Here is a 12,952-nt window from a genome sequence, read left to right on the forward strand (position 1 = left end):
GGCGTTCGATGTTGCGCGGTCGCTCTTGATCGCGATACCTTGCTTTGGGCGTCCTCGCCCTGTTCCGGTCGCGGCGTTTTCCGATCCGGGATCGTCTGAAACAATCCTGGAAAAGCGGAGAATTGGGGATGTCGGGGAAGAACTGGGACCGTGTGCCGATCGATGCGCAGAGCGTCGACGCGCCGCTTTCGCAATCAGCGATTTTCCTTGTCGTCACCATAGCCGATGAACAGCCGGTTCTCGCAAGAGTTTGTTCCGTGCTCGGCGACCTTGACGACATGGTCAAGACTGTCGGGTTCCGCGACCTCGGCGGCCGCCTGTCCTGCATCGCCGGCATCGGCCACGATCTATGGAACCGGCTCAGCCCCCGCCGGCGGCCGGCGGAGTTGAAGCGGTTCGCGCCGATCAAGGGAGCGGTTCACGCCGCGCCCACCACGCCGGGCGACCTTCTCTTCCATATCCGCTCCGAGCGGCCCGACATGTGCTTCGAGTTCGAGCGTATCCTGCTGGACAGGCTTGGTCCCGGCGTGACCGTCGTCGACGAAGTCTCGGGCTTCCGTTATTTCGATGCCCGCGACCTGCTCGGTTTCGTCGACGGCACAGCCAACCCCACCGGCCTCGATCTGCCCGCCTCGGCGCTCGTTGGCGACGAAGATCCCGATTTTGCCGGCGGCAGCTATGTCGTCGTTCAAAAATACCTGCACGATCTCCAGGCGTGGGCGCGAATCCCCACGCCCGTGCAGGAGGCGATCATCGGCCGAACCAAGATCGACAACATCGAAATCGATGATGACGGCGCGCCGCGCAAATCGCACAAGTCGCTCGCCACCATCGAGGATGCCGACGGTAACGAACATGACATATTGCGCGACAACATGCCGTTCGGCCGGCCGGGGCAACGGGAATTCGGCACCTACTTCATCGGCTATTCGAGGTATCTCTGGGTGATCGAGAAGATGCTGCAGCGCATGTATGTCGGCGACCCGCCCGGCGCCTACGACCGGCTGCTTGATTTCTCCACCCCTCACACCGGCACGACATTCTTCGCACCTACACGGCCGATGCTGCAGGTGCTTGCCGAAGCAGCGCCATGGAAGTTGGCCACTCGGTAAACGACACACAGCAAAGCGGCCTGTCGACCACGTGCCGGCGGAGAAGCGTTTGTCGTGCTTCGGCGTGCTGCGGAGATCAGCACGCGATCATCAGCGTCATCAGTGCGAATTCAACGCGCGTCGCGCTTTGCCTGCGCCACCTTGGCCGCTTTGCGTTGTCGGCCGAGCAGCCGGCCGAACCAGATTCGGCGTCCTCTGGTTTGCCACCGCTCGCATGTCCTTTTGCGCAGTGCGCGCGTTGAACGCTGGACCATCCGTCGGCGCTTTCTGCTTCAGGGCCAGCGCCTTGCGCGCGCTGTCGACCAATGAGACGCGCGCCGTCAACTGGCGGCGCCGTTCGGCCTCGCCATTCAACCGCCGCATGGCCATCGCCAGCACCGCAAGCTTCAACTGAGAGCCGCCATCGGCCTTTGAAGCGACAGCCCCTTTCGGTGTGCCCTTGCCCCGGATTTCGCGCCGGCGTCGACGCGCCTCGGTCTGCGCCTTGTCGCGCCGCTCCCGCAGGCGTTTGACGAGGCCGGACAGATCGGCGTCGGAAAGGTCCTGGACCGCCGGATGGTGCGATTTCTCCACCAGCTCGTGTTCGTCGGCACTCAGCGCGCGCGCTTCTTCCTTGCGTGAAATCGCCATGACACCACTCCTCCGCTTGGGTTGCCCGTCTCTTCTGGGCCTTCAGCACATGGAGTCTCGGCCCGATTGGAGGTGGGGTCAAGACGAGCCTATGACGGCGCCTACTTGGCAGCCGGCAGGATCTTGCCCGGGTTCATGATATCGAGCGGATCGAGCGCCTGCTTGATCGTGCGCATGATGTCGACGCCGTGGCCGAGCTCATGGCGCAGGAAGCCGATCTTGCCTTGGCCGATGCCGTGCTCGCCGGTGCAGGTGCCCTCCATGGCGATGGCCCGGATGTTGAGCCGCGCCACGAACTTTTCCGACAGCGCGATTTCCTTTGGGTCGTTCACGTCCATCAGCACCAGGACGTGGAAATTGCCGTCGCCGGCATGGCCGACGATCGGCGCGACAAGCCCCATTTCGGCGATATCGGCCTCGGTTTCGGTGACGCATTCGGCAAAACGCGAGATCGGAACGCAGACGTCGGTCGACAGGCCCTTGGCGCCTGGCCGCAGCGTCAGCGACGACCAATAGGCGTCATGTCTGGCCTTCCAAAGTTTGGTGCGCTCCTCGGCGACACTGGTCCACAGGAACGGTCCGCCGCCATTCTCCTCGGCGATCATGCCGAAGGTCTCGGCCTGCTCGGCAACGCCGGCATCACTGCCATGGAATTCGACGAACAGGCACGGGCTTTCGGGATAGTCGAGCTTGGAATATGTCTTCATCGCCCGCATCTGCAGCGCGTTGACCAGTTCGATGCGCGCCACCGGAATGCCCATCTGGATCGTCGCGATGACGGCGTTGCAAGCCGCTTCGACGCTCGGAAACGGGCAGACACCACCGGAAATCGCCTGCGGAATCCCTTGCAGCCTCAAGGTCAGCGAGGTGATGATGCCGAGCGTGCCTTCCGAGCCGACCAGCAGCCGTGTCAGGTCGTAGCCGGCCGAGCTCTTTTTTGCCCGCTTGCCGGTGGTCATCGCCTCGCCATCTGCCATGACGGCCGTCAGCGACAGCACGTTCTCGCGCATCGTGCCGTAGCGCACCGCGTTAGTGCCTGAGGCCCGTGTCGCCGCCATGCCGCCCAGCGAGGCATTGGCGCCGGGATCGATTGGAAAAAACAGGCCGGTGTCGCGCAGATGCCGGTTGAGATCCTCGCGAGTCACCCCGGGCTCGACCGTGCAGTCGAGATCCTGCGGATTGACCGATAGGATCCGGTTCATCCGGGAAGTGTCGACCGAGATGCCGCCGCCCGGCGCGTTGGTGTGGCCTTCGAGCGAGGAGCCGACGCCGAAGGCGATCACCGGCACGCGGTGCGCGGCGCAGGCGCGCACGATCTCCTGTACCTCGGCGGTCGTTTCCGGGAAGACGACACCGTCCGGCGCCTGCGTCGGGATGTAGGTTGTCGTATGCGCATGCTGGGAGCGAACTGCCTGGCCGGTCTGAAAGCGCTCGCCAAACCGCTGCTTGAGGATGCCGAGCACGGCGGCGATGCCTTCTTCGTTGCGCTCGACCGGATTGAGGTCGCTCAGGGCCATGAATTCCTCCGCGAATGGACCAATGTGTCCATGCTTGTCATGCATTTATGGATGATGCCTAACGCAATTCCAGGAAAAGTGTGAAGCGGTTTTCCCGGGAAAAGCGCCTAGCGCTTTCCCTGGGAATTGTATCAAAGAGGCGGTCCGACGTTTCCGTGAAACGATGAACCGCTCTTACAACCACGCTCTGTCCAGCACCAGAACAAGGAAATTGCCATGCCGATCCCCGCCCCTTTTGTTTCTCAGCCAATGGCTATCGAGAAGGACTGGATCGATTATAACGGCCATCTCAACATGGCCTACTACAACGTCCTGTTCGACCGCTGTTCGGATGAAGCCTTTGAGGCGATGGGCATGGGGCTGGACTATGTCAAGAACCGCCGCCTCACCATCTACACCGCCGAAGTCCATGTCTGCTACGTGCAGGAACTGCATCTCGACCACAAGGTCACAGTTTCCTTCCAACTCATCGACCATGACGAGAAGCGGCTGCGGTTCTACCAGGAAATCCGCCATGCCGACGGCTGGCTCGCCGCCACGTCCGAGCAGCTTGCACTGCATGTCGACATGTCCGGGCCCAAGGTAGCCCCCTTCCCCGCCGACGTGCTGGCCAAGATCGAAGCGATGCGCGCCGCTCACGCAGCCTTGCCGATGCCCGATCGCGCAGGCCGCTCGATCGGCATCAAACGCAAGACGGCTTGAACCCGCCCGGGGCCCGCGTTAACCTTACCGAGGTTTTAACGGGAACAAGCCGATTGGACCGTTGCGCGACTCAGCGGGCCGTTCGAAAACGATCCGCATCGAAGTAGCGACACGGGCGGCGGGGCATAGCCGATTCGGGGGACGTGCATGAAAACCGATATCAAAGTCGAGGTGGACAGGCTCGCCGCCGATCCGCGCATTACCGACTATGATTTCTGGCGCTCGCTGAAGAACGTCAACAACGAGATCTTCCACATCGCCAACAACAATGAGCCGATCCCCTTCGACATGATCCGCTGGCGCGTCATCCTTAAGCAGGCCCGCATGAAGCGCGGCCACGCCTGACGCTGCGGGTAGAGCGGCCACTTCCGTTGACGACATTCCAGGGGTTTGACCTCAACCCTGTCGCCTGATCGCCGCCAGCGGCGAGCGCGCCACCACCGGCGATGACTGGATGATCGCCGTGTTGGTCATCGCGTAGGGAATGATGCGGTCGATCACCCGTTCGAGTTCGGCCATTGAGCCGACATGCGCCAGCGCGATGAAACAGTCCTCGCCGGTTACCCGGTCGCATTGCGCGATCTCGGGCAGGTCGCGGATGATCTCGGCCACGACGGCGAGCTGCCCCGGCACCGGCCTGATGCGCAGCCATGCCGACAGGTTCAGGCCAAGCGCCGCCGGATTGATCCGCACGCAATAGGCTTCGATGACGCCGCTCTCCTGAAGCTGCTTGATGCGCTCGGACACGCTCGGCGCCGACAGGCCGACGGCGCGCGCCAGCTCGGCCGTGCTGGCGCGCGCATCTTTTTCCAGCAGGCGCAGTATCTTCAGATCGACCGCGTCGAGGTCGAGATTTTCGTTTCGAAGGCGCTTCATCAAAAACTCCTTGCATCTGGAAAGCGACCGAGGTCCCTGAACGACCACTACCCATATCAGACGGAAAAAATACCTGCGATACTGATCCGATGAACGATCGGACGCAAGTCCAAACCTCGCCCACAGGTGCGGCCTTTACCAGCCTGCCGACATCGCTGCCGCCGCATGTCTGGTTCTGCGTCAGCGCCGTGTTCCACTATCTCGGCCCTGCCTTCGCCGTGCTTTTGTTTGCGCAGATCAGCGTGCTTGGCATGGCCTGGCTGCGCATCGCCACCGCCGCGTTGATCTTCGCGCCGCTGACGCGTCCGTGGCGAACCTTCGCCCAGGCCAATCGGTCGACACGGCTGCTGCTGCTCGCCTTCGGCGCCTGTCTGGCAGTGATGAACTGCTCCTTCTATCTGGCGCTCGACCGCCTGCCGATTTCGCTGGTGGCCGCGATCGAATTCGTCGGCACCATCGGCGTCGCGCTGGTCGGTCTCCGAAGCGCGCGCAATCTCGCTGCCCTTGCCGTCGCCGTTGCCGGCACCTTGCTGCTGATCGACGTCAAATGGTCCAGCGATCCCATCGGTCTGTTCTGGGCCTTCCTCAACGGCGCGCTCTTTGTGGGCTACATCGTGCTCGGCCACCGCGTCGCCGCTTCAGGCGCCGGCGGCGGCATTGCCGGGCTCGGCGCCCCCATGGCCATGGCCTTCCTGGTCGTGCTGCCGATCGGCTTCACCGACGCGTTGCCCGCCTTTTTCTCCGCGCCGCTGCTGATGGCGGCCGTCGGCGTCGGCATCTGCTCCTCGGTCATCCCCTATATCTGCGACCAGCTCGCCATGGCGCGGCTGCCGCGGTCGAGCTTCGCACTGATGCAGTCGCTGCTGCCGGTCACCGCGACGCTGATCGGCATCCTCGTGCTGCGCCAGATCCCCGGCATCAGCGACTGCATCGGTATTGCGCTGGTGGTGGCCGGCGTCGCCTTGCACAGGCCGGCGAGCACGCAGTAGATCCTGTGCTAAGCCAGTTTCTCCTTCAGGAAGGCGACGGTCCGGCCCCAGGCGAGATCAGCCGCCTTCTTGTCATAGCGCGCTGCCGAAGTGTCATTGTTGAAGGCGTGATTGGCGCCTTCATAGACATAGACCGTGTATTCGACATGCGCGGCATCGAGTTCCTTCTTGAAGGCGGCGATGCCGGCATTGGTGCGTTTGTCCAATCCGGCATAGTGCAGCAGCAGCGCCGCCTTTATCTTGGAAACGTCCGCGGCCTTCGGCTGCATGCCGTAGTAGGCGACGCTTGCCGCCAGATCAGGCGCGTTGACGGCAAGCATGTTGGCCGTGCCGCCGCCCCAGCAGAAACCGACGACACCGACCTTGCCGTTGCCGTCCTTGTCGGCCTTGAGGAAAGCCACCGTCGCGACGCCATTGGCGACGGTCTGCGCCGGATCCAGCTTGGTAAACATATCGCGCGCCTTGTCCTCGTCGGCGGGCGTGCCGCCGAGCGGCGACAGGAAATCCGGAGCGAGCGTCACGAACCCCTCCAGCGCCACGCGCCGGGCGACGTCGCGTATATGCGGGTTGAGCCCCCTGTTCTCGTGGATGACGATGACGGTGCCGAGCTTGCCCGTCTGATCCGCCGGCTTGACCAGATAGCCCTTCATCTCGCCGCCGGCGCCGGGATAGGTGATGTCCTGGCCTTTCACGCGGGGATCGTTCTCGGCGACGATGGCCGCCTGGGCGGAATTCGCCGCCAGCATCGGTGCGATCGCCGCGGCCGCCGCCCCTGACCCGGCAAGCCGGGTCAGCTGCTCCATGAAGCGGCGGCGATCGAGTGTCAGATGCGTGTATTCGTCATAGGCGTCGATCATCGCCTGGGTGATCCCAGGCTTTGCGGGTCTAGTGGCGGCTGCTTTGGTCATGGCGCATTCCTCGGCTTCAAGCTTCAGTACCGGAGCTACATAGGAGCGCGGCTGGCCCGGTCCAGCCTGGATGGGCGCTGCGGCGAGCATTGCCCGCAGCCGGCAATGTCGGCGCCCACATCACATTTTGGTCATCGCCATGAATCCTGCAGGCACCTGCCACAACAATAAGGGAAACTGCGTGCTACCGATGCGCCGTGCCATCCCGTCCCGACCAGAAGGAGCGCCGCCGATGACCATACCGATCCTCACCAGCGCGTTCGTCCTTGCCCTGGCCGCCGCTCAGGCATTACGCTTCAGGCTTGCGGACGCAGGCAGGCGGTCGATGATCGAGCTTCGCATCGGCCGGGACCACTGCACGGACCCGAAATTCCCAAATTTGAGGTGAGACCATGAACGTCCAGGATATCGTCAACACCGTCTCGCAAAAGGCGGGCCTCGACCAGGCAACGACCGAGAAAGTCGTCGGCACCATCTTCTCGGTGCTGGAGCACGAGGCGGAAGGCACCAACGTCTCGGGTTTCTTCGCCAAGATTCCCGGCGCCGACGATCTCGCCCGCCAATACGACGTCATGGCCGCCGGCGCGGCCGGCGGTGGCGGCCTGCTGTCCTCACTGCAAGGCGCGCTGGGCGGTGTTCTCGGCGAAAAGGCCGGCGCACTGATCAACGGCGTCGCCGCGCTCAAGGCCTCCGGCCTCGACATGGCGCAGATCAGGCAGGCTGGCGCCACGCTGATCCAACAGGCCGAAGCCGCCGCCGGGCCGGACCTCACCAATGAAGTGCTCGGCTCGGTGCCAAGCCTGAAGAGCCATCTCGGAATCAGCTAGGGCGCGATCCTGCGGGACCGAACCCGTTCCTTACTTCGGCAGTGCGTATGCCATTACATAATCGCCGGGCTTGGTGCCGACCGAGCCATGGCCGCCAGCGACGATGACCACGAACTGGCGCCCGTCAGCCACCGTATAGGTCATCGGCGTCGATTGCCCGCCGGCTGGCAGGCGCGCCTGCCAGAGCTGCCTGCCTGAGGTCAGGTCGTAGGCGCGCAGGTAGTCGTCGACCGCGGCGCCGAGGAAAGCCACCCCGCCGGCGGTGATCATCGGCCCGCCAATGCCGGGCACGCCGACCTTCAGCGGCAAAGGCAGCGGCGTCATGTCGTAGACCGTGCCGTTCCTGTGCTTGTAAACGATCTGTCCGGTCCTGAGGTCGGCTCCGGCGACATAGCCCCATGGCGGCGCCTGGCACGGAATGCCGAGCGGCGACAGGAACGGTCCCATCACCACCGCATAAGGAGCGCCGTCATTGCGGTTCAGCCCCTGCTCGCTGCCCTTGCTGTCGCCTGGCGGCGGCACGTCGGCACGGGGCACAAGCCTGGAGGTGAAGGCGAGATAGGTCGGCATGCCGAACAGCACCTGCCGGACCGGATCGACCGCCACGCCGCCCCAGTTGAAGACGCCGAAATTGCCGGGATAGACCAGCGTGCCCTGCAGCGATGGCGGCGTGTAGCGGCCCTCATAGCGCAGCTTGTGCAACGCAATCCGGCACGCCAGCTGGTCGAACATGGTGATGCCCCACATGTCGGCATCGGTCAGCGGCGGCGGATTGAAGGAAAGGTCCGACACCGGCTGCGTGGGCGATGTGTGGTCGCCTTCGATGGCGCCGCCGGGCGCCGACACTTCCTTGACCGGGATGACCGGCTCGCCGGTGCGCCGGTCGAGCACATAGAGATCGCCCTGCTTGGTCGGCCCGACCAGCGCCGGCACGACCGTGCCGTCGGCCTTGGTGATGTCGACAAGGCTCGGCTGCGCCGGCACGTCCATGTCCCACAGGTCATGGTGCACGGTCTGGCGCACCCATTTCAATTGCCCCGTATTGAGGTCGAGCGCGGTGATCGAGGAGGAGAATTTCTCGACGTTGGCGCTGCGGCCGGCGCCGAGCTGGTCCGGCGTCTGGTTGCCGAGGGGTATGTAGAGCAGGTCGAGCTTTTCGTCGGCACTCGGCGTCGACCACATGTTGGGCGAATTGGCGGTGTAGGTCTGGCCTGCCGCCAGCGGCGTGGTCTGGTCGGGATTGCCGGAATCCCAGTTCCAGATCAGCGCGCCCGTAGAGGCATCGAAGGCGCGGATGACGCCGGAGGGCTCCTGCGTGGAATAATTGTCGTTGACCGCGCCGCCGACGATGATCTTGTCGCCCGATATCAGCGGCGCCGATGTCGAATAGTAATAGCCGGACTTGGGATAAGGCATGCCGGTCAGAAGGTTCAGCGTGCCGCCTTCGGCAAACGACGGACAGACCTGGCCGTTGGCGGCATCGAGCGCGATCAGCCGCGCATCCGACGTCGGCAGGTAGACACGCGCGGCGCAAGGCTGCCCGGCACCGATCTTGGCATCGGCGTAGTACGACACGCCGCGGCAGGTCTGGTGCTGGCGGTCCTTGTCGAGCTTGACCTGGGGATCGTAGCGCCACTTCTCCTTGCCCGTGGCGGCGTCGATGGCGATGGCGAAATTGTGCGGCGTGCAGATGTAGAGCGTATCGGCGATCTTCAGCGGCGTCACCTGATAGGTGGTCTCACCGACGTCGTCGGGACCTTTCACGTCGCCGGTGCGATAAGTCCAGGCCGGCTGCAGGTTGGCGACGTTCTCCGGCGTGATCTGGTCGAGCGGCGAATAGCGCTGGCCATAGGGCGTGCGGCCGTAGAAGTGCCATTCGCCGGCAGGTATGTCGCCGCCGAGATCGGCCGCCGGGGTAACCTTGTCGGTGTCGAAATTGCCGGCAATATCCTTGGGATCGGTCGTCATTGAATAGCCGGCGACCGCCAGCGACGCCAATACGGCGAGAATGAGCGGGGCGCGGCCATCGGGACCAACAAGGCCCCGCCTCGCCCACGGCGTCAGCAGCCACAACGCGACGAGCACGATGATGCCGCCGCGCGGCCCGAGTTCCCACCAGTCGAAGCCGATTTCCCAGACCGCCCAAGCAAGCGTGCCCAGCACGATCGCGGCGTAGAGCCAAAGCGCGGTGGATCTGCGCCGGTAGAGCAGCCATGCGGTGATGAGGAAGGCGATGCCTGATATGATGTAGTACCAGCTACCTCCCAGTGAAGCCAACCAGATGCCGCCGGCGCCAAGCGCGAGGCCGATGAGGAGGAGAATGAGGGAGGTGATGGTGACAGCCAAGATGATACTCCTTCGACTGTTGCGCGCCTCGAGGCGGCGGTGGGCAACAGGATCTCCTCCCTGCCCTTTGCGCAGCTTTCCCTCACCCGCCCTGCCTGTCAAGCAGGCCGGAAACAATCAGGAGTGGAACAAAACGTAGACAGTTCTGGTCTTTCTCCACCGAATCACTACATTCGGGGGCGATGTCCGGCTTTTCCGAAGACATGCCCTTTTTCGATGAACCCGATGCGCGGCCCACCGCCCCGTCGGGCATCGCCGCGCGCGCCATGGCTGCCCGCGGCGGCCACAACAACGCGCCCGACTATCTCAAGGGGTTGAACCCCGAGCAGCGGCTGGCGGTGGAAACCACCGAAGGCCCGGTTCTGGTGCTGGCCGGCGCCGGCACCGGCAAGACGCGCGTCTTGACCACCCGCATCGCCCACATCCTGGCGACCGGAAAAGCCTTTCCCTCGCAGATCCTGGCCGTGACCTTCACCAACAAGGCCGCGCGCGAGATGAAGCAGCGCATAGGCATCCTGATCGGCGAAGGCAATGTCGAGGGCATGCCCTGGCTCGGCACCTTCCACTCGATCGGCGTCAAGCTCTTGCGCAGGCACGCCGAGCTTGCCGGGCTGAAATCCGACTTCACCATCCTCGACACCGACGACGTCGTGCGGCTGATCAAGCAATTGATCCAGGCCGAGGGCCTCGACGACAAGCGCTGGCCGGCCAAGCAGTTCGCGCAGATGATCGACGGCTGGAAGAACAAGGGGCAAGGCCCGGCCGATATCGCCGAGGGCGATGCGCGCAGTTTCGCCAACGGCAAGGGCCGCGAGCTCTACAAGGCCTACCAGGAGCGCCTGCAGACGCTGAACGCCTGCGATTTCGGCGATCTGCTTTGCCACCCGATCCGCATCTTCCGCGCCAATCCGGACGTACTGAAGGAGTATCACAAGCGGTTCAGATACATTCTCGTCGACGAGTACCAGGACACCAACACCGCGCAATACATGTGGCTGCGGCTCCTGGCGCAGCGGCCAAATAGCGGGCGTAGTGCGACGTCTACGGATTTGCATTCGGCCGAAGGCCGCAAGCCCGACCGGGCGTCCGAGCCTTTGCGAGGCCCCTCCCGCGACGCCGAAGGCGCGCAGAAAAAGAGGGTCGGGCCCGCGCCGGCAGGCGCGGAACAGCCCGTGAGCGAAAACAAAGTAAACATCTGCTGCGTCGGCGACGACGACCAGTCGATCTATGGCTGGCGCGGCGCGGAGGTCGACAACATCCTGCGCTTCGACAAGGATTTTCCCGGCGCCACCATCATCCGGCTGGAGCGCAATTATCGTTCCACCGCGCATATCCTCGGCGCCGCTTCGCACCTCATCGCCCACAATGAAGGCCGCTTCGGCAAGACGCTGTTCACCGATCGCGACGATCCCGAGGACGGCAAGGTTAACGTCCACGCCGCCTGGGATTCCGAGGAGGAAGCACGCGCTGTCGGCGAGACCATCGAGGCTTATCAGCGCCAGAAGCACAATCTCAACGACATGGCGATCCTGGTGCGGGCGTCCTTCCAGATGCGCGAGTTCGAGGACCGCTTCGTCACGCTCGGTCTCAATTACCGCGTCATCGGCGGCCCGCGCTTCTATGAGCGCATGGAGATCCGCGACGCGCTTGCCTTCTTCCGCGTCGTCGCGCAAGGCGCCGACGATCTCGCCTTCGAGCGCATCGTCAATGTACCCAAGCGCGGCCTCGGCGAAACCACCATCCGTCAGATCCACGACACAGCTCGCGCGCTGCGCGTGCCGATGTTGGAAGCCGCCGCCAAGCTCGCCGAGAGCGATGAATTGAAGCCCAAGCCGCGCGCCGCATTGCGCGAGGTCGCGGCCAATTTCGAACGCTGGCAGAAGGCGCTGGAAACCACGCCGCATACCGAACTGGCCGAGACCATCCTGGAAGAGAGCGGCTACACCGACATGTGGAAGAACGACCGTTCGGTCGAGGCGCCCGGCCGGCTGGAAAACCTCAAGGAGCTGATCCGCTCCATGGAGGAGTATGAATCGCTGCGCTCCTTCCTCGAACATGTCGCTCTGGTCATGGATGCCGAGCAGAACGCCGAACTCGACGCCGTCAACATCATGACGCTGCATTCGGCCAAAGGCCTCGAATTCGAGACCGTTTTTCTCCCGGGCTGGGAGGAAGGCCTGTTCCCGCACCAGCGCGCGCTGGACGAAGGCGGCCGTTCCGGCCTGGAGGAAGAGCGCCGGCTGGCCTATGTCGGCGTCACCCGCGCCAAGAAGAACCTGCACATCTGGTTCGTCTCCAACCGCCGCATCCACGGCCTGTGGCAATCGACGATTCCCTCCCGCTTCCTCGACGAACTGCCTGAAACCCATGTCGAAGTCGCCGAAAGCGGCAACTCGTATGGCGGCTACGGCAATTCCTATGGCGGCGGCTCGTTCGCTTCCGGCCGGGGCGGCCAGGGGGCAGGAAGACAGAACCCCTATGGCGCCTCGCGGTTCGACAATGTCGGCGCCGAAAAATCCGGCGCCTTCTCCAACAGCTACGCCACGCCGGGCTGGCAGCGGGCGCAGCAGAACCGCACCGAAGCGACCGATCGCAACTGGGGCTCGCGCTCCGGCCACCAGGTCGAGCGTATCGGCTATGGCGAGACCGACAGCGGCTACGGCGCCGGCCGCACGAGCATCAAGGGCCGTACCATCGATGGCGAGCTGGTCGCCAAATCCGTCGCCGACACACCGTCTCCGTTCAACGTCGGCGACCGCGTCTTCCACCAGAAATTCGGCAACGGCAACATCGCGGCCATCGAGGGCAACAAGCTGACCATCGACTTCGACAAAGCCGGCCAGAAACGCGTGCTGGACGGATTTGTCGCGGCGGTGTGAGAAAAATGGACACTGGCTCGGGTAAGGAGCTGGCCGAAAAATCCTGAGGTTTTCTTGTGAAAATCGAAGTAGATTTTGATGCTAATTATATTTGCGATTTCGCAGCTAAAATTGATTGGAATCAATTCCAATAGCGTGGACGTCCGGAGTGAAAGGAACTTTCGGT

10 protein-coding genes and 1 pseudogene are annotated in these 12,952 nt (G+C 63.8%); 6 read left to right on the forward strand and 5 right to left on the reverse strand.

Annotation, left to right across the window (positions count from 1 at the left end; translation table 11 throughout):
* The first annotated feature begins 128 nt into the window (after positions 1-128).
* Complete coding sequence (locus ACIU1A_RS14330; protein ID WP_404927562.1) at positions 129-1,112, forward strand: Dyp-type peroxidase; 984 nt, start codon at positions 129-131, stop codon at positions 1,110-1,112.
* Positions 1,113-1,222: 110 nt separating this feature from the next.
* On the opposite strand, the pseudogene ACIU1A_RS14335 reads toward ACIU1A_RS14330, so the two are convergent.
* Positions 1,223-1,742, reverse strand: a pseudogene (locus tag ACIU1A_RS14335) (hypothetical protein).
* Between the two features lie 101 nt (positions 1,743-1,843).
* Positions 1,844-3,259, reverse strand: a complete 1,416-nt coding sequence (locus ACIU1A_RS14340; RefSeq protein WP_404927563.1) for an FAD-binding oxidoreductase — start codon at positions 3,257-3,259, stop codon at positions 1,844-1,846.
* Between the two features lie 216 nt (positions 3,260-3,475).
* Between ACIU1A_RS14340 and ACIU1A_RS14345 the strand changes: the two genes are divergently transcribed.
* A complete protein-coding gene (locus ACIU1A_RS14345) occupies positions 3,476-3,961 on the forward strand; it encodes a thioesterase family protein (protein ID WP_404927564.1) in 486 nt (161 codons plus the stop codon).
* A 147-nt stretch (positions 3,962-4,108) separates the two neighbouring features.
* Complete coding sequence (locus ACIU1A_RS14350) at positions 4,109-4,306, forward strand: hypothetical protein (protein WP_140495286.1); 198 nt, start codon at positions 4,109-4,111, stop codon at positions 4,304-4,306.
* Between the two features lie 51 nt (positions 4,307-4,357).
* Here the strand turns inward: ACIU1A_RS14350 and ACIU1A_RS14355 are convergent, their stop codons facing one another.
* Positions 4,358-4,837: an Lrp/AsnC family transcriptional regulator gene (locus ACIU1A_RS14355; protein WP_140495284.1), complete on the reverse strand. Its 480-nt coding sequence runs from the start codon at positions 4,835-4,837 to the stop codon at positions 4,358-4,360.
* Between the two features lie 89 nt (positions 4,838-4,926).
* Between ACIU1A_RS14355 and ACIU1A_RS14360 the strand changes: the two genes are divergently transcribed.
* Positions 4,927-5,826, forward strand: coding sequence for an EamA family transporter (locus tag ACIU1A_RS14360; protein ID WP_404927565.1), 900 nt, complete (start codon positions 4,927-4,929; stop codon positions 5,824-5,826).
* Between the two features lie 8 nt (positions 5,827-5,834).
* On the opposite strand, the gene ACIU1A_RS14365 is transcribed toward ACIU1A_RS14360, so the two are convergent.
* Entirely contained in the window at positions 5,835-6,734 is a 900-nt protein-coding gene (locus ACIU1A_RS14365) for a dienelactone hydrolase family protein (RefSeq protein WP_404927566.1), read from the reverse strand.
* A 392-nt stretch (positions 6,735-7,126) separates the two neighbouring features.
* On the opposite strand from ACIU1A_RS14365, the gene ACIU1A_RS14370 reads away from it, so the two are divergent.
* Positions 7,127-7,561: a hypothetical protein gene (locus ACIU1A_RS14370; protein ID WP_140495278.1), complete on the forward strand. Its 435-nt coding sequence runs from the start codon at positions 7,127-7,129 to the stop codon at positions 7,559-7,561.
* 30 nt (positions 7,562-7,591) lie between these two features.
* Here the strand turns inward: ACIU1A_RS14370 and ACIU1A_RS14375 are convergent, their stop codons facing one another.
* Positions 7,592-9,907: a glucose/quinate/shikimate family membrane-bound PQQ-dependent dehydrogenase gene (locus tag ACIU1A_RS14375; protein ID WP_404927567.1), complete on the reverse strand. Its 2,316-nt coding sequence runs from the start codon at positions 9,905-9,907 to the stop codon at positions 7,592-7,594.
* A 182-nt stretch (positions 9,908-10,089) separates the two neighbouring features.
* Between ACIU1A_RS14375 and ACIU1A_RS14380 the strand changes: the two genes are divergently transcribed.
* Entirely contained in the window at positions 10,090-12,786 is a 2,697-nt protein-coding gene (locus tag ACIU1A_RS14380; protein ID WP_404927568.1) for an ATP-dependent helicase, read from the forward strand.
* Positions 12,787-12,952: the final 166 nt, after the last annotated feature.

The organism is Mesorhizobium maamorense (assembly GCF_044998965.1).
Classification (GTDB): domain Bacteria; phylum Pseudomonadota; class Alphaproteobacteria; order Rhizobiales; family Rhizobiaceae; genus Mesorhizobium.

What these genes read in the sequence shown, in the direction of transcription:
- ACIU1A_RS14330 (WP_404927562.1), top strand. Translation starts at nt 129, where the DNA reads ATGTCGGGGAAGAACTGGGACCGTGTGCCGATCGATGCGCAGAGCGTC.
- ACIU1A_RS14340 (WP_404927563.1), bottom strand. Translation starts at nt 3,259, where the DNA reads ATGGCCCTGAGCGACCTCAATCCGGTCGAGCGCAACGAAGAAGGCATC.
- ACIU1A_RS14345 (WP_404927564.1), top strand. Translation starts at nt 3,476, where the DNA reads ATGCCGATCCCCGCCCCTTTTGTTTCTCAGCCAATGGCTATCGAGAAG.
- ACIU1A_RS14350 (WP_140495286.1), top strand. Translation starts at nt 4,109, where the DNA reads ATGAAAACCGATATCAAAGTCGAGGTGGACAGGCTCGCCGCCGATCCG.
- ACIU1A_RS14355 (WP_140495284.1), bottom strand. Translation starts at nt 4,837, where the DNA reads ATGAAGCGCCTTCGAAACGAAAATCTCGACCTCGACGCGGTCGATCTG.
- ACIU1A_RS14360 (WP_404927565.1), top strand. Translation starts at nt 4,927, where the DNA reads ATGAACGATCGGACGCAAGTCCAAACCTCGCCCACAGGTGCGGCCTTT.
- ACIU1A_RS14365 (WP_404927566.1), bottom strand. Translation starts at nt 6,734, where the DNA reads ATGACCAAAGCAGCCGCCACTAGACCCGCAAAGCCTGGGATCACCCAG.
- ACIU1A_RS14370 (WP_140495278.1), top strand. Translation starts at nt 7,127, where the DNA reads ATGAACGTCCAGGATATCGTCAACACCGTCTCGCAAAAGGCGGGCCTC.
- ACIU1A_RS14380 (WP_404927568.1), top strand. Translation starts at nt 10,090, where the DNA reads ATGTCCGGCTTTTCCGAAGACATGCCCTTTTTCGATGAACCCGATGCG.